Here is a 16,000-nt window from a genome sequence, read left to right as displayed (position 1 = left end):
TCCTGTGCAGGATGCCGTGCCGAGTTTAGAGCTATCTCGCTTAGAGATATTGTACGAAGACGAATGGTTTGCCGTAATAAACAAACCTGCTAACTGCTTATCTGTGCCCGGTCGTGGCCCAGATAAGCTCGATTCTATCTTGTATCGAGCAGAGTGTTTATTTGGCGAAGCCTTTGCTATACATCGACTAGATGAAGCCACCTCAGGCTTAATCCTCGTGGCAAAAACCCACGAATGTCAAAAACGCATGTATGCGCATTTTCGTGAAAGAGAAGTCCAAAAAGAATACCGCGCCTTACTGCGCGGTCATCTTTTGGGCGAAAAAGGCGAAGTACGAAAACCACTGCGCTGCGACTGGCCAAATCGCCCAAGACAAATAATTTGCACCGACGAATGGAGCAAAGACTCCATCACCTACTGGGAAAAAATGGCCTACGAAAACAACACCACCCGTGTTCGACTCGTGCCCTTTACTGGCCGTTCTCACCAACTGCGTGTTCACATGCAAAGCTTAGGACACTCGATTATTGGCGATGAATTCTACGACCCAGAGCTTCAGAACGACCCTCGGTTGTTGTTGCACGCCTATCGGCTAGAGTTTAGGCATCCGTTTACCAAAGCATGGGTGGCATTTGTAGCGGCCTGTCCTTTTTAACAACAAAGCCTTATTTATTCCCTCCCCTTTCTCATCAAGGGGAAGGGTTATTTCTTTAGGTTTTAAAGTGTATTTTCTTCCTCTCAATGACTCTTAGCAGCAGGTTTATTCCGCTCTGCTGAGCGGGTAACTTTTTGCTAGCGCCCAAAAACTTCAGTTTAAAGGAAAGCAAAAATTCGCTTTATCGGGCTATCACCCAAACGTCTCATTCATTTTGTTTAATACTGGTTTAGCAAGACGATTTACATCGTAAGGCATAGATTGTTCATTCGGTGGGAGATAGACCATCAAACAATGACTCTGAAACTCCATAAAGTCGCGCAACTTCGTCGCGTCGAACTGACTTCATCGTGATCTCAAGCGCAAAAGGTAACAACTACTAATCACCAAGCCCCTTCCCCTTTTTCTTCCAAGGAGAAGGCGGAGAATGGGGTTAATCTCTTCTTTGGCTCCATTCAAAAAGTGATGCCCTACGAAAACAATATGTACGAAAATAAAATAGGAAAGAACCAAGTGAAAAAGAGGAAATGATTATTTTGTTAATATAGGTATACTTATTTTCAAGAAACCAAACAAAGGAGCTTGGTATGTTGATTGACACGAAAAAAATCTCAGAACTGCCATTTGATGGGCAAATTGAATTAATGGAAGCCGTAATGAGTGCATTGGCTCAGAACCAAGCTGAATTTGACTCACCTAAATGGCACCTGCAAGAATTAGAAGCTCGTACACATGAGCTTAATGAAACTGAAAAATGGCGTAGTTTTGAAGAGGTACGAAAAAGGCTTAAATCGTGATATTTAACATTTTCTTTACGCCATCGGCCGAAAATGATTTGCTCAATGCGAAAAAATTCTATGCAAAAATAAATGAGGCACTTGGTCAGTATTGTGTTGATAGTTTGATGTTAGACATTGAACGGTTGCGATTTTTCGCAGGTATTCATCCTAACATTAATGGCAGATTCCGAGTGCTTTCACGCAGCTTTCCTTTTTCAATTTACTACCAAGTTATAAAAGACCAAGTCTTGATTTTAGCCGTATTAGATAATCGCCAGAATCCTAAAAGCATTGAACATAGACTTACCAACAGTTAAATATGATACCGTAAGCCAGATGAGACGAGACGCTTACCTGTAAAAAAAGTGGCGATATTACATAACGATTATAACTGACATTACCTTTTAACAAGAACCTCTTTACTCATGATGCCCAACGAAAACTGACGACACCAACCTAACCCTGTAGATCGGCATTTATCTCGACGCTGAATGTAGGTTTCATTCTAACACTTTGTATTCCCAACCTTTATTCCACTCTTTAATTAAGGGAAAGCTGAGCGTATAACTTTTGCTAGCGCCCAAAAACTTAAGTTTAAAGGAAAGCAAAAATTCGCTTTAAGATCTTTAATACCTCAACTTCTTCATAGGCACATGATTGCTACCTACGCTCGCTATACCTGATAGTAGAACCAAAGAACGCAGGTCAGATAAGACGAGGAACGAGGCGTAATCCGACGCTGAAAGCGAAGCTTTCATTTTGTAAGTCGAGATTTATCCTGACAGCTACCCAGTAGAATTAGAGACACACCAAAATAGCGTTGGCTCGTCATAAAAAATAGACTGAATACATTAAAAGCTTCACCGGAATACGGTCGCCAAAGGCTTAACCAGTTTCGCTTCTTCTTGGTAGCGATTGCGTGTATCCCAAAGATCGACAGCATGCTGTATGTTTAACTAAAACTCTGGTGTATTACGTATTACCTAAAGCGGTGCAGGATGGTGTGTGGATGATGCCGATACAACAGTAATTACTCAGCAGAACTTCTGAGGATTAAGTTGTTATGTCATTGAATATTACACAAGACCGTGCAGTTACTGCGCTCTCCTGCCAATCCTGAGTATTTGAAGCACTCTCTTACGTAATACCAATCAAATTAAACTGATTCAGATTTTCTGCAGCTCAGGACTAAAGGAGTATACAGTCTGTTTTATTACTCCTTTTTCAGTAAGGTTCGAAACACCTTAGCAAGGAGCTTTATAGCGGTATCCATTTCCATTGGAGTATACGCTGCGAAGCCCAACAAGAAACCAGCTTGGGGCTGGGCAGATGCGTAAAGCGCAGTTAATCCGAAAAGGTCTATACCTTCAAGACGAGCACTATCAATAACCGTCTGCTCAGAAATCTCACACACCAACTTGCAGAATATTTGCATGCCTCCATCCGGTACTATTGGAATAACGTACTCAAAGAGATGCTTTTCAATTAATTGCACCAACACATTCAAACGCCCGGCGTAGATGAGTCGCATACTTCGTACATGAGCACCAAAGTGGCCAGCTTCGATAAAACGTGCAAGTGTTAATTGCGGAATCGGCGCACTATGCCCATCCAACAGAGTACGTGCGCGAGTCATTGGTTCGACAAGGGAATCAGGCAATAGCATGTAACCTATACGAACACCAGGAAACAACGACTTAGTAAATGTCCCCACATAAATCGTACGCTCGTAACGGTCCATCCCCTGAATACAAGCAGTCGGCTTACCTGCATAATGAAATTCACTGTCGTAATCGTCTTCGATAATCCAAGCCTTCTGTTGAGCGGCCCACTCTATTAATGTTAAACGCCGGTCCAGTGTCAATGTCGCCCCAGTAGGAAACTGGTGTGATGGGCTTAAAAACACAACCCTAGCCGACACCGATGAATTACAAAGAGCATCAACCTGCAAACCGTGCTTATCAACTGGAATCGGAATACATTCAAGTCCAGCAGCTTCAAACGCCTTTCGTGCGCCATGGTAGGCTGGGTCTTCCATAAAAATCCGCTCACCGGTATCCAATAACATCTGCGCACAAAGCGCTATGGCCTGCTGTGAACTTGTTAAAATCAGAATACGTTCCGGAGTTGCCCGTGCGCCACGTTCAAGATTAATATAATCAGCAACAGCACAACGTAACGCCTCCATACCTTGCGGCGGACCTGCTTGCAACGCTAGATGGCCATATTCTTTCAACACCTGTCGCTCCAAACGCTCCCAGACCGGCAACGGAAAATTACGAGTTTCCGGCACGCCCTGAATAAAAGGCCTAGGAGCTGAAAAATTTTTAATACCTCCGTCAAGAAACATAGCCATACCTCTTTGGCTCAACATTGTTTCATGACTCTCCGACGGAATTGAATGCTGCACAGGCCGTTTAGATAATCGATGAGCCCTCATTGAAACAAAACTGCCACTTCCTACGCGCCGATCTATAAAACCTTCAGCATGTAGCTGGCCATAGGCGGTTTCAACAGTATCCCTAGAAACAGCCAATGACTTTGCCAGAGCACGTGTTGCAGGCAAGGGCTTTCCGGAGGTAAGAACACCATCAAGAATGAGCTGTTTTATCGCTCGCTGAATTCTTATATGCAATGGAAATGCCGAATTGATTGGGTTAACCAACCAAGTCTTTACCGTCTCCAATTGGGAAGATTTAAACAATTGGACTGGACTCCTTTAAAAAAGTGGATGGGTAAATCAGGCCATTTAATTGCTATAAATACAAGTCTAATTTATTGCCAAAAGAGTTGCCGACCATGTACGCATATTTGAAAAAATCCAAACAATCACTTGATGTACTCCCCCCTGCCATAGCTGCATTAATGACTGTAATCGTCAATTATGGAGGGACCTTTGTACTGGTATTTCAGGCCGCAAAAATGGCGAACTTATCGCCGGAATTAACAGCATCTTGGGTTTGGGCTTCATCCATTGGCGTTGGGCTTACCTGTATTTTTCTGAGCTGGCGTACCCGCAAACCTATCATCACAACATGGTCTACACCGGCAGCAGCATTTCTGATTATCGCATTACCGACGATCTCCTACGCGGAAGCTATTGGCGCCTACTTGGTATCTGCCGCTTTATTTATCATGCTAGGTCTAAGTGGCTATTTTGAAAAAGTAATCCGGTTAATTCCACCCGGCATTGCCGCTGGCTTACTCGCTGGCATTTTGTTGCAATTTGGTATTGGTGCCTTTGCTGTTATCAATGTCGAGCCATTCTTAGTGGTGTTGATGGTATTAAGCTATCTTGTATTAAGACGGAGTGCTGGTCGTTACGCCGTAGCAGGCATGATGATAGCCGGGCTAATATGGCTAATGCTGCAAAAACGACTGGATTTATCCAGCATCGAACTAATCGTAGCAACACCAGTTTTTATTACACCGGTTTTTTCGTGGAATGCACTGCTAAGTATAGCACTGCCGTTATTCCTGATTACGCTAACAGGCCAATACATTCCTGGAATGCTGGTACTACGCAATGATGGCTATAAAACCAGTGCCAGTCCTATTTTGACCTTTACCGGTCTAGGTTCATTGCTATTTGCGCCGTTTGGCTCTCACGCAATAAATATTGCAGCGATTACTGCTGCTATTTGTACTGGCAAAGAAGCACATCAAGACCCAACGAAACGCTGGATTGCTGGTGTTATTGCAGGCGTGTTGTACATTCTTGTGGGGGTATTCGGCGTTACGCTGGCCACACTATTTATGGCATTTCCTACAGCCTTTATAACAGCTCTTGCCGGTATAGCCTTGATCGGAACCATTTCCAGCAGCCTTACTGCCGCCATCAGTGACTCAGCTTCGCGTGAGGCATCTCTCATTACCTTTTTAGCAAGCGCATCTAATATCACTCTGTTCGATATAGGTGGCGCTTTCTGGGGGCTGCTAATCGGCCTCGCTGCCTATGCTTTATTAAGCACAAACTTTTCACTGAAAACAAAATAATATTTGTAATCAGTATTTAATCAAAAACTTTATGAAATAAATTTTCACCCAAAAAAAGCGAGTATGAACTATGAGTCAAAGCCCTAATATCATTATCACAAGCGTTAAACCGGAAGACTATACCCAATGGCTGCCCTATTGGCTGAGCTACCAAGAATTTTACAAGGCCCAATTAGCTGATGAAGTGACTGCAGCCACTTGGAAACGCTTCTTTGATGAAAACGTGCCGGTGTATTGCGCAGTAGCAAGGGAAGGGGAAAAAATTCTCGGCTTTGCCCATTATTTATTCCACGATTCAACTTGGGGAATAAATAACTTCTGCTACCTCGAAGATCTATTCGTAGATCCAGCTACCCGTGGGAAGCACATTGGGAAAAAACTAATTCAATATGTAAAAGAAAAGGCACAGGCTAAAAACAGCGACCGCTTCTACTGGCATACCCAAGAAAGCAATAAAGTCGCGCAACGGCTTTATAATTGGGTTGCTGAAGAACCAGGCGTTATTGAATACAGAATGACATTGTAAGAGTCCATTACAGTAACAACTCAATAACGCTTTTTAAATAAAGAGCCTCGGCTGAGGCTCTTTATTACTTAAAAACTCAATCTTATATATTAGAAACTACTTTCATGCTTCTCATAAAAAACTGACTTAAATTACACCTAACATTCATTAAATAATCTAGCTTGTTCGAAAGCCCATTTAACTAACACAATTGTTAAATCAAACATTATGACAATCCCCAATTGAGTTCTATTCATTCACTCGCATTTCCCATTTATTTTTAAAACGCTGCTAAACTGTGAACGATGCATTTTCACAGCAAGGAGACTTAACCCAATGCCTGAAATAGATTTGAAATGTGCCTGCGGAACCGTAAAAGGAAAAGCCACTACGGAAAGTGCCAAAATGGGCACAAGGATTACTTGCTGTTGTGATGACTGCCAAGCATTTGCTCAATTTCTAGATCAGGAAGACAATGTATTAGATCAATATGGCGGGACAGATATATTTCAAATACCGGTGTCTTATCTCACGATAAGCGAAGGAAAAGCAGATGTTGCCTGTATTAGGCTTAGCTCTAAAGGCATGTATCGCTGGTATGCAAAGTGCTGCAACACACCAATTGGTAATACATTTGGAGCTGGCGGCCCATTTATTGGAGTTATTCATAGCTTCATGGACAATACGCAAACACGTGACGTTAACCTAGGAAAAAGCAGAGGCCACGTTCTTACTAAGTTTGCTAAAACGCCAGTCCCCGAGAATCTTAAAGGTTCTTCGTTGAGCATTAACTTAACAATGGTTACCAAAATACTGTCATGGAAATTAAAAGGCTTAAACAAACCCTCTGAGTTTTTTAATAGCCATGGACAACCAATCTGCGAACCTCACATCCTTGATAAAAATGTTCAGGACTCTTAAAAAGCTACAAAAGATATTCCTTCCAAACCTGATTCGCTGCTTGATGCAGCAAACTATGTCGCCGTGCGACTATGTCTTCTTGTCTGTCGTAGCCGCCGCCGATGACACACGCAGTAGGCAGTTTAAGGGCGACGCAAGTTTCAATGACGTATTTATCTCTTTCTAGAATGCCTTGGTCGGTTAGATTGACGTAGCCAAGTCGATCGTCTTTATGGACGTCGACACCTGCGTCGTAGAAGATGAAGTCAGGTTGGTGTTCGGCGAGTATCGCGGGCAATGTACTTTTTAGAATGGATAGGTATTCTTGGTCATTTGCGCCTTTGGGGATGGCGATATTGAGGCCAGCAGTTTGTTTGATTGGAGGATAGTTTTCTTCACAATGCCACGAGACCGGAATGATATCGGTTCTATCTTTGAAGAAGGCAATAGTTCCGTCGCCTTGGTGTACATCGCAGTCTAGGATAAGGATTTTTTTCGCCCTGCCAGATTTGATCATAGCAAGTGCGGCGACAGCTAAATCGTTGAATATACAGAATCCAGATCCATGAGAAGGATGTGCATGATGCGTACCACCAGCAAGGTGACAAGCCAAGCCATGTTCGAACGCGAGTTCAGTGGTGAGCATGGTGCCAGAGACGGCGCGCAAGGTCCGTTCGACTAGCCATTCAGACCAAGGCAAGCCAATTTCTTTTTCTTCTCGTTTGCTCAGCTCACCACGAATAAAGCGTTGTACGTATTCTTTATGATGAGCAGCCATTAATACTTTAAGAGAAAGCGGCGCAGGTGTGTATTCGTTTTCGTCCGTCAGGATCCCCTGCTCTCTTAAGGACTCCGCCAACAGACCAAACTTGCGCATGGGAAACCGATGCCCTGCGGGAAATGGGATGCTGTAATTAGGGTGGAAAACGAGTGGTAACAAAGCGGCATTCATAAAACAGATTACTTAACTCTTCAGAAAGAGAGCTATGCTAGCAAGGGTCGCTTAGGTTATGCCACTTTCTTTTGAGACTTGTTTTACTTAATGAATACAAAGCAGAGATTATTTACTCTTGGCAACGAGGACTTTTCGAATTGCACCATTAAAAGACTCAATAAGATGTGGCGGGAAACCTTTACCACTTTCGAAGTTCACCATTTGTACGGCACGCATGGCACTTTTGTTATAATCACTACCGGATTTACCCCAAACAGCATCAATAAACATAACAGCCATTGATAAGATAAAAGCACCTTGAGGAATCAAAGAGCCCACCAAACCTTCGGGGAAACCAGTACCATCAAAACGTTCTTTATGAGCCTGAACCATGGCAACCGCGTCTTCCCAGCCTTCATGTTTGGAAAGAAGTTTAGCGCCAACCATTGGATGGTTGTGCTCTGCTTGGCGTTTTGCAGCTTCATCGTCTTTGCAGTTTAGAATCAGCGCCATACCCATATTATGCATATAAGCCGCTGCACTTAATTGAGCTGGATCTATAGAGCTTTTACATTCAGCATTGATCAATTGACAAAGCTTGAGGATACGCTCGCTCCGTTCTGATGAATAACCAAGTAAGCGGTTTAATTTTTGGCTAAACCCAATAAATGACTCAATGTCAGCCTTTTGTTCATCGGTATATTCAACTTTAACAATCACAGAAGTGGCTGCCGGTTCTTCTTTTACTTCTTCTGTTACTTGGTTGCATTGCCTGAGTAAGGTTGCTGCCATTTCGGGGCGTTTGCTATCATCCTCTTCGGCATAAATTTCATCTAAACCGCGCTGCAATTGATCACGCACTGCAATTTCAGCGACATGAGATCGATAAATTTGCTGAAGCAAATCGTAAACTTTTTCAATAACCACAATAATCAGTTCACCCAAATAAGGGTGATATTGAATGTACCCACCACGCATACCATCAACTATTTCTTCTAACTTGTGAAGCACACCAACCAAGGGATCAAGAAAACAAACAGAGCAATTGCCTTTCATACTATGCAAAGAGCGAAAAAGCTTGTCTAATTTATCGAATGAAAAACCATCGCCTTCGATGCTATTAATGGTTTCTTCAATTTCTTGTTGTGCTTCCACATAGCATTCGAGCAAGTCATCCTTAAGTTCTTTTTCCAACGCTGAAAACGCTTTACACGCAAAATGGCTCATTTTTCTCTTCCATTACAAGGAACTTACAACCCCGACACATACTTAAGTCTACCCAAAGAATTGGCAATTTATAGCATCATCCTCTTATTGTAGTTAGAATAATTGTAAGCGTGCACATAGAGTATGTTTCATTATGCAAACGAGGTATCCATGCCAAATTACTGGCTTATGAAATCTGAACCCGATGCGTTTTCAATAGATGATTTAAAACGACTAAAACACTCACCTTGGGATGGAGTAAGAAACTACCAAGCACGAAATTTCATGAAAGAAATGAAAGAAGGTGATTTGGTGTTTTTTTACCATTCAAGTTGCACTCCAGCAGGCATAGTTGGAACAGCCAAAGTCTGTAAAAGTGCTTATCCAGACCACACCAGCTGGGACAAAAATAGCGCTTATTATGATGCGAAATCAACGCCAGATAGCCCACGTTGGTTTATGGTGGACGTAGAATTTGTTGAAAAGTGGCCGTCCATTCTGACATTAGCAGAATTAAAACAAAACCCTGAATTGACTGAGATGTTATTAACAAAAAAAGGCAGCCGTCTATCTGTAATGCCTATTACACAAAGTGAATGGGAATACATCTCGACCATACTGAAAAAATAAATGATGACCTTTGCACGATTACTACGTTAGTAACCTTGTGAAAAGGTCTCAAATATTTAGAAAAAGTTAATGCTAAATTGATGTTTTAATGGAACTCTCGATCCCGCTGTTTTAAAGACACCGCGTAATCGAAGTAATACTGAACAACTACACCTAAATAATCGTAATCATCCCCTGTTCTTGCAATGACACCAACGCTCCCCATTTGACGGTATTTTTTCGGTTGGAAGTACGTTTCAAGACGCCAGCCAACTTCATCTAGATTATACTTTTCCCTATACAGTGAAGTTCGTAGATCTTCATTGAAATAATAACCTATACCGATACGTGAACTAGTCACATTACTCAATGTTGTATCAGTGGATATATAGTTGGTCGTCAACGAGAAAGATCCTAAAAATGCTTCTCCGATAAACTGCCCAATCACATCTCTCTCGCTTTCTAACTCTTCATCCATAGGCTCTAGTTCAGAAATGCCAACTCCAACCCCCAAACGACCATATTCGTTATGAAGAAACCAGTTCGAAGAAAGCTCGGATTGGGCAAAGCTACTTTTTGATGAGCCAGTGATAAGATAGTTGCTGTTTAACAATACTTGGGTGGATAAATAATCGTTAATAGGAATATTGACTTTAAAGTCAATATTCATCAAAGACTTCTCATCCAAAAGCCCATAACCTAAACCAAAAGCAAAGTTAGGCGGCTCTCTCTCTGCGTGGGCAGCACCACTAACAAAAAGACATAAAACAAAAATACGGGCTAATACAGTCAAAACACTCTCTCAATAAAAAGACGCTCGTAAAAACAAATTGTGCAATTATTGTGGCTGATGTTTTGCAAAAGCTCCAGTAAGAAAACAAGACTATTTCAACTTACTTTTTTACGTTAAATTACAGGGAATTCAGAACACCTCTGGGATTCGGAAGCAAAGCCCAATATAATAGCGCCAAAGTCGATTAGACGAACACATTTTTAGGTTAATACGTTACATGGCAAAAAAACTTTTTATCCAGACTCATGGCTGTCAAATGAACGAATACGATTCATCTCGCATGGCAGATTTACTTGGCGAAAGCCATGAAATGGAACTCACAGACAATGCAGAAGAAGCAGACGTACTGCTGCTTAACACCTGTTCTATTCGTGAAAAGGCGCAAGACAAGGTCTATCACCAACTAGGACGTTGGAAAAAACTTAAGCAAAAAAATCCTAACCTTGTTATCGGTGTTGGTGGTTGCGTAGCGAGCCAAGAAGGCGATGCTATCCGTAAACGAGCTAAACACGTGGATATGATTTTTGGCCCTCAAACTCTGCATAAATTACCAGAGATGGTCAACGCAGCCGGAAAACACATTCCGATCACTGACGTGACCTTCCCTGAGATCGAAAAATTTGATCATCTACCAGCCCCTCGCGTTGATGGTGCTGAAGCGTTTGTTTCTATCATGGAAGGCTGTAGTAAATACTGTACTTTCTGTGTTGTGCCTTACACCCGAGGCGAAGAAGTAAGCCGCCCGTTTGACAGCATTTTGAAAGAAGTCGTACAGCTTGCTGAGCAAGGCGTACGTGAAATTCACTTGCTAGGACAAAACGTTAACGCGTATCGTGGCGATACTGCAGAAGGTGACGAAGCTGATCTTGCTGACATTATTCATGCGGTTGCACAAATCGATGGTGTTGAGCGAATTCGTTTCACTACGTCGCATCCAGTGGAATTCAGCGACAGCTTAGTAGAAGCGTTCCGCACGCAGCCGAAACTGGTTAGTCACTTACATCTACCAGTACAGAGCGGTGCAGACAATATCCTAAGCGCAATGAAACGTGGTCATGATCGTCAATATTACATTGATAAAATCAACCGTATTAAAGACGCGCGCCCAGGGATCAGTTTGTCTTCTGACTTTATCATTGGCTTCCCAGGCGAAACAGATGACGACTTTGTTGATACCATGAATCTAATTCAGGAAATCGGCTTTGATCACTCGTTCAGTTTTGTATACAGTCAACGACCAGGCACACCGGCGTCTAATCTAGAAGATGACACGCCAGAAGACGTGAAAAAAGAGCGTCTAGCCATTTTACAACGTCGTATTAGCCAACAAGCCTACGACATTAGTTTGTCTATGGTCGGTGAAGTGCAACGTATTTTGATCAGCGGTTATTCACCTCGCGATCCTGGACAGCTTCAAGGTCGAACTGAAAACAATCGGATTGTAAATTTCCGTGCGTTCGATCCGCAATTGATTGGTAAATTCGCAGATGTTGTTATCACAGATGCTTACCCTAACTCCCTATTGGGTGAGTTAGTAGGCTCTGAACTCGACTCTGACTTTGTACTACAATAATCAAAGGTAAATCTTGGAAATCACACAGACAACTCAACAAATCCGTTTAGTCCCTGCCGAAGCCGATGCTTTGGTTGGACTATGCGGTCAACTCGACGAGAACATCAAGTTAATAGAAAAGAGACTTGATGTTTCTATCAAATACCGTGGCGAGCTATTCGACATTTCCGGTGAAGATTCTGAGCACGTAGCTGCAACAAAAACGCTACTAGCAAACCTCTACCGTGAAGCATTGGCGAATACAGAAATCACACCTGAAATGATTCACCTTTACCTGCAAGAGTCAGCGATTGAATCACTGACGAGCAGTAAAAGAGAGAAAGCTGACCAGCTAGTGATTAAAACTCGCAAAGCCTTCATCAAGCCAAAAGGCAAAAACCAGCAAGGCTACGTCAAGCAGATTCGTAAGCACGATATTAACTTTGGTATCGGACCAGCTGGTACAGGTAAAACCTATCTAGCCGTAGCTTGTGCAGTCGAAGCGCTAGAAGCTGATCGTGTTGAACGTATTATGCTGGTTCGTCCAGCAGTCGAAGCAGGCGAAAAACTGGGATTCTTGCCAGGTGACTTGTCACAAAAAATCGATCCATACTTGCGCCCTCTTTATGATGCTTTGTACGAAATGCTTGGTTTTGAATTGGTCGATAAGTTGATCGAAAAAAATGTCATCGAAATCGCACCGCTTGCTTTCATGCGTGGCCGTACCCTGAACAACGCCTTCATTATTCTTGATGAGAGCCAAAATACCACGCGCGAGCAGATGAAAATGTTTTTGACACGTATCGGTTTTGGCTCAACCGCAGTAATCACTGGAGACACAACGCAGGTAGATTTACCACGCGGCACTACATCTGGCTTAGCGCAAGCAATGCACGTTTTAAAAGACGTAAGCGGCATCAGTATGACGCTATTTAGCTCTTCTGACGTTGTCCGTCATCCGCTGGTTCAGCGTATTGTTGAAGCTTATGATAAATTTGACGTTGAAGTGGAAGCTGAAAAAAAAGCACGCACCGAAGCTCGTCTAACCGCACAAGCAGAACAGTCTGCAGGTAGCAAATAATGGCGTATTTAGAGCTTGATTTACAAATAGCAACAGAAGAAACTGCAAATTTACCAAGCGAAGCGGATTTTAGACTTTGGGTCGAAAAAGCCCTTCCAGACGTAGATGAAGAGTTTGAAGTTACCATTCGCATAGTCGACGAAGAAGAAAGCCACGCACTTAATCACGAGTATCGTGGTAAAGACAAACCTACCAACGTCCTATCTTTCCCATTCGAGGCACCTCCTGGGTTAGAGCTTCCATTATTAGGCGATTTGGTCATCTGCACTCAAATTGTGGCAAAAGAAGCCGCAGAGCAAAATAAAGAGTTATTCCATCATTGGGCTCATATGACTATTCATGGCATCTTGCATTTACGCGGCTATGATCATATAAATGATGATGAAGCAGATGAAATGGAATCGATAGAAACAGAGCTACTGGCTTCCCTATCTATTTCCGATCCTTATTTGATTAAAGAGTGAGCTAATACCCTAATGAGTGACGACCGATCGAGTTTATCCAACGATCAACAAAAATCTTGGTTTGAACGTTTAACCCAAGCATTCAATGATGAACCACGCAGCCGTGGTGACATCGTTAAACTTCTAGAAGCTGCAGTGAAATCCGATGTTATTGATCGCGATGCTTTCACTATTGTTGAAGGCGCACTAGAAGTTTCTGAAGTTCAGGCACGTGACATCATGATTCCACCATCTCAAATGGTGGTCATTAAGTCCGAAGATGACCCTAAAACGTCAATCCGCAAAATAATAGATTCTTCTCACTCACGGTTCCCTGTTGTAGGTGAGGATTCCGATGAAATTCTCGGCGTCCTGCTTGCCAAAGACTTATTGCCTTTATTATTTAAAGAAGGCGATGTAACAATAGAAGATATCTTAGCGCGTTTACGCCCTGCTAATTTCATTCCTGAAAGCAAACGCCTAAACGTATTGTTGAATGATTTTCGCACCAAGCGTTATCACATGGCATTAGTTCTAGATGAATACGGCAGCGTGTCTGGCTTAGTGACGATTGAAGACGTATTAGAACAAATCGTTGGTGAAATAGAAGATGAAACCGACAAACTTGATGACGAAGGCATTCAAGTAACCACCGAACCCGGTGTTTATCTTGTGCCAGCATTATGTCCAGTTGAAGACTTTAATGAGTTCTTCAAAGTCGAACTAAACGAAGAAGAGTTCGACACCATTGGCGGAATACTTGTGCAACAGTTTGGCCATGTGCCATTGCGTGATGAAGAGCTTTTCTTCAACAACTTCCATTTCCGCGTGGTGAAATCGGATGGACGCCGCATTAAAACCATTCAAGTCACCAAACCAACCATCAACACACCAGATTAATATGAACATGCCTCACCCCGACTTAACCAATACCAAGACGGGGTGGGAGCCTCTCTTGGTGGCGAAAATATCCAAACTCCCTCCCCCTTTTATTGGCCTTATCGGCATTATTGCTGGTGCTTTAGGCGTAACCAGTTTCTCACCTTTTCATTTTTGGCCCGGCTATTTTATTAGCTTAATCGTATTTAGCCTGCTCGTTTTAACAAGTACAACAGCAAAATCTGCCTGCTGGCGTGGTACAGCTGTCGCGTTAGGCTTTTTTGGCGCAGGCGTTTCTTGGGTTTATGTCAGCATTGCTGAATACGGGCAAGTTGGCAGCATAATAGCCGGACTTATCACCTTTGCATTTGTCGCTGTGCTCTGCGTTTTTTGGGCACTTTCAGCCTGGGCATCATGGAAACTCATTCAGCGCTTTCAGAAAATACCTGCGAGTCTATGGGTCACACTAGGTTTATTGATTGCTGAGTTCGCCCGTAGCACTCTTTTTACTGGCTTTCCTTGGTTATTGCCCGGCTATTCGATTGAAAACACCTGGTTATTTGAGCTTTTGCCCGTTGGAGGAATTTGGCTCACTAGCGCATGTGTAGTATTAACCTCTAGCGTGATCGCCAGCATACTGCTTAAGCAAACCAATCAACTCATGCTAGTTTTCGTGCTCGTTATTGTCTGGTTAGGTTCGGCCTATTTAAGCTATTACCCAGTTTCATGGGTACAACAAACTGGCACATTAAAAACCACCTTGGTGCAAGGCAATGTAAAGCAGGACGAAAAATGGCTGGCTGAAACAGCAGGAAAATCTCTAGCCTATTACCAACAAACTACCATTGAACATTTAGACAGTGAATTAGTTGTCTGGCCTGAAACCGCAATTACTTATTCTTATCCACGAATAAAACCCTATTTTGAAGGCTTCAGCAAAGAACTTGAGGACACTAATACCACTCTGATTACTGGTATTCCAGATGTTAGTGAAGACAATAAAGATTACTACAATGCTATCTGGGCAACAGGAAATGGTTTTGGGCTTTATTACAAACGCAGACTCGTTCCTTTTGGCGAATATATTCCGTTTGCACAATACATAGGTCCGATCCTAGATGTGTTTGGTATGCCTATGTCGAGCTTTAAACCCGGCGATGAAAACCAACCTGTACTACAAGTCGGCGAATGGGGTATAGCGCCGTTTATTTGCTATGAAATTGTTTATGCCGAACAAGTAAGACGCATGGTAAGAGACAGTGATTTCTTAATAACCATTAGTAATGATGGTTGGTTTGGCACATCTTTTGGTCCTTGGCAGCATTTACAAATAGCGCAATTTAGAGCGAAAGAAGCCGGTCGTTATGTCATCCGCGCCACAAACACTGGCATTACTGCGTTCATCAATGAAAAAGGCGAAGTTGTCGCACAAGCGCCGCAATTTGAAAGAACAACGCTGACAGCTGAGGCAAAAGCCTTTACAGGTAATACACCATACGTGCAATGGGGTTATTGGCCAACACTTTTGCTAATGGGGATTTGTGTGATATTTGCTTATTTAAACGGCTTAATTCTAAACCGCAAAAACAGATAACCAATAAATCACTTATCCAATAAAAAAGGCACCGCAACAAGTAAATTGTTACAGTGCCTTTTTTATCAACCAAA

At 42.7% G+C, this 16,000-nt stretch carries 16 protein-coding genes; 12 read left to right on the top strand and 4 right to left on the bottom strand.

Annotated features, from left to right (window positions below):
- Positions 1 to 4: 4 nt before the first annotated feature.
- The 3 genes from CCS02_RS05070 (at position 5) to CCS02_RS05060 (ending at position 1,751) form a co-directional block, all read left to right on the top strand.
- A complete protein-coding gene (locus CCS02_RS05070; protein WP_232728824.1) occupies positions 5 to 655 on the top strand; it encodes an RluA family pseudouridine synthase in 651 nt (216 codons plus the stop codon).
- A 587-nt stretch (positions 656 to 1,242) separates the two neighbouring features.
- Complete coding sequence (locus tag CCS02_RS05065) at positions 1,243 to 1,452, top strand: addiction module protein (protein ID WP_100636004.1); 210 nt, start codon at positions 1,243 to 1,245, stop codon at positions 1,450 to 1,452.
- Positions 1,449 to 1,751 carry a type II toxin-antitoxin system RelE/ParE family toxin gene (locus tag CCS02_RS05060; RefSeq protein ID WP_198515332.1) on the top strand — a complete coding sequence of 101 codons (303 nt, stop codon included), beginning with the start codon at positions 1,449 to 1,451 and terminating at the stop codon, positions 1,749 to 1,751. The genes CCS02_RS05065 and CCS02_RS05060 overlap by 4 nt, the downstream gene beginning before the upstream one ends.
- A gap of 896 nt (positions 1,752 to 2,647) precedes the next feature.
- On the opposite strand, the gene pdxR is transcribed toward CCS02_RS05060, so the two are convergent.
- Complete coding sequence (gene pdxR / locus CCS02_RS05055) at positions 2,648 to 4,138, bottom strand: MocR-like pyridoxine biosynthesis transcription factor PdxR (protein WP_100636003.1); 1,491 nt, start codon at positions 4,136 to 4,138, stop codon at positions 2,648 to 2,650.
- 95 nt (positions 4,139 to 4,233) lie between these two features.
- Here pdxR and CCS02_RS05050 point away from each other — a divergent pair, with 95 nt between their 5' ends.
- The 3 genes from CCS02_RS05050 (at position 4,234) to CCS02_RS05040 (ending at position 6,856) form a co-directional block, all read left to right on the top strand.
- On the top strand, positions 4,234 to 5,430 hold the full coding sequence (locus CCS02_RS05050; RefSeq protein ID WP_100636002.1) for a benzoate/H(+) symporter BenE family transporter: 1,197 nt from the start codon (positions 4,234 to 4,236) through the stop codon (positions 5,428 to 5,430).
- Positions 5,431 to 5,500: 70 nt separating this feature from the next.
- On the top strand, positions 5,501 to 5,956 hold the full coding sequence (locus CCS02_RS05045) for a GNAT family N-acetyltransferase (RefSeq protein WP_100636001.1): 456 nt from the start codon (positions 5,501 to 5,503) through the stop codon (positions 5,954 to 5,956).
- Between the two features lie 315 nt (positions 5,957 to 6,271).
- Positions 6,272 to 6,856 carry a DUF6151 family protein gene (locus CCS02_RS05040; protein ID WP_100636000.1) on the top strand — a complete coding sequence of 195 codons (585 nt, stop codon included), beginning with the start codon at positions 6,272 to 6,274 and terminating at the stop codon, positions 6,854 to 6,856.
- A 4-nt stretch (positions 6,857 to 6,860) separates the two neighbouring features.
- On the opposite strand, the gene CCS02_RS05035 is transcribed toward CCS02_RS05040, so the two are convergent.
- Both CCS02_RS05035 and CCS02_RS05030 read right to left on the bottom strand, forming a co-directional pair.
- A complete protein-coding gene (locus tag CCS02_RS05035) occupies positions 6,861 to 7,787 on the bottom strand; it encodes a histone deacetylase family protein (RefSeq protein ID WP_100635999.1) in 927 nt (308 codons plus the stop codon).
- 108 nt (positions 7,788 to 7,895) lie between these two features.
- Complete coding sequence (locus tag CCS02_RS05030; protein ID WP_100635998.1) at positions 7,896 to 8,996, bottom strand: HD domain-containing phosphohydrolase; 1,101 nt, start codon at positions 8,994 to 8,996, stop codon at positions 7,896 to 7,898.
- A gap of 150 nt (positions 8,997 to 9,146) precedes the next feature.
- On the opposite strand from CCS02_RS05030, the gene CCS02_RS05025 reads away from it, so the two are divergent.
- Entirely contained in the window at positions 9,147 to 9,605 is a 459-nt protein-coding gene (locus CCS02_RS05025) for an EVE domain-containing protein (protein WP_100635997.1), read from the top strand.
- An 85-nt stretch (positions 9,606 to 9,690) separates the two neighbouring features.
- Here the strand turns inward: CCS02_RS05025 and CCS02_RS05020 are convergent, their stop codons facing one another.
- Positions 9,691 to 10,377, bottom strand: coding sequence for a hypothetical protein (locus CCS02_RS05020; RefSeq protein WP_100635996.1), 687 nt, complete (start codon positions 10,375 to 10,377; stop codon positions 9,691 to 9,693).
- A 217-nt stretch (positions 10,378 to 10,594) separates the two neighbouring features.
- Here CCS02_RS05020 and miaB point away from each other — a divergent pair, with 217 nt between their 5' ends.
- From miaB to lnt, 5 genes are read left to right on the top strand one after another with little or no spacing between them, the layout of a single operon-like run.
- On the top strand, positions 10,595 to 11,950 hold the full coding sequence (gene miaB / locus CCS02_RS05015) for a tRNA (N6-isopentenyl adenosine(37)-C2)-methylthiotransferase MiaB (protein ID WP_100635995.1): 1,356 nt from the start codon (positions 10,595 to 10,597) through the stop codon (positions 11,948 to 11,950).
- 13 nt (positions 11,951 to 11,963) lie between these two features.
- Positions 11,964 to 13,010, top strand: coding sequence for a PhoH family protein (locus CCS02_RS05010; protein ID WP_100188554.1), 1,047 nt, complete (start codon positions 11,964 to 11,966; stop codon positions 13,008 to 13,010).
- Entirely contained in the window at positions 13,010 to 13,474 is a 465-nt protein-coding gene (gene ybeY / locus CCS02_RS05005) for an rRNA maturation RNase YbeY (protein WP_072838103.1), read from the top strand. The genes CCS02_RS05010 and ybeY overlap by 1 nt, the downstream gene beginning before the upstream one ends.
- 12 nt (positions 13,475 to 13,486) lie before the next feature.
- Complete coding sequence (locus CCS02_RS05000; protein ID WP_072838104.1) at positions 13,487 to 14,353, top strand: HlyC/CorC family transporter; 867 nt, start codon at positions 13,487 to 13,489, stop codon at positions 14,351 to 14,353.
- On the top strand, positions 14,295 to 15,926 hold the full coding sequence (lnt, locus tag CCS02_RS04995) for an apolipoprotein N-acyltransferase (RefSeq protein WP_232728823.1): 1,632 nt from the start codon (positions 14,295 to 14,297) through the stop codon (positions 15,924 to 15,926). Before CCS02_RS05000 ends, lnt begins: the two co-directional genes overlap by 59 nt.
- The last annotated feature ends 74 nt before the right edge of the window (positions 15,927 to 16,000 follow it).

The sequence above is a fragment of the Marinomonas sp. ef1 genome (assembly GCF_002806845.1).
In the GTDB taxonomy this organism is placed as follows: domain Bacteria; phylum Pseudomonadota; class Gammaproteobacteria; order Pseudomonadales; family Marinomonadaceae; genus Marinomonas; species Marinomonas polaris.
This window is presented reverse-complemented; position numbering and strand designations above follow the sequence as displayed.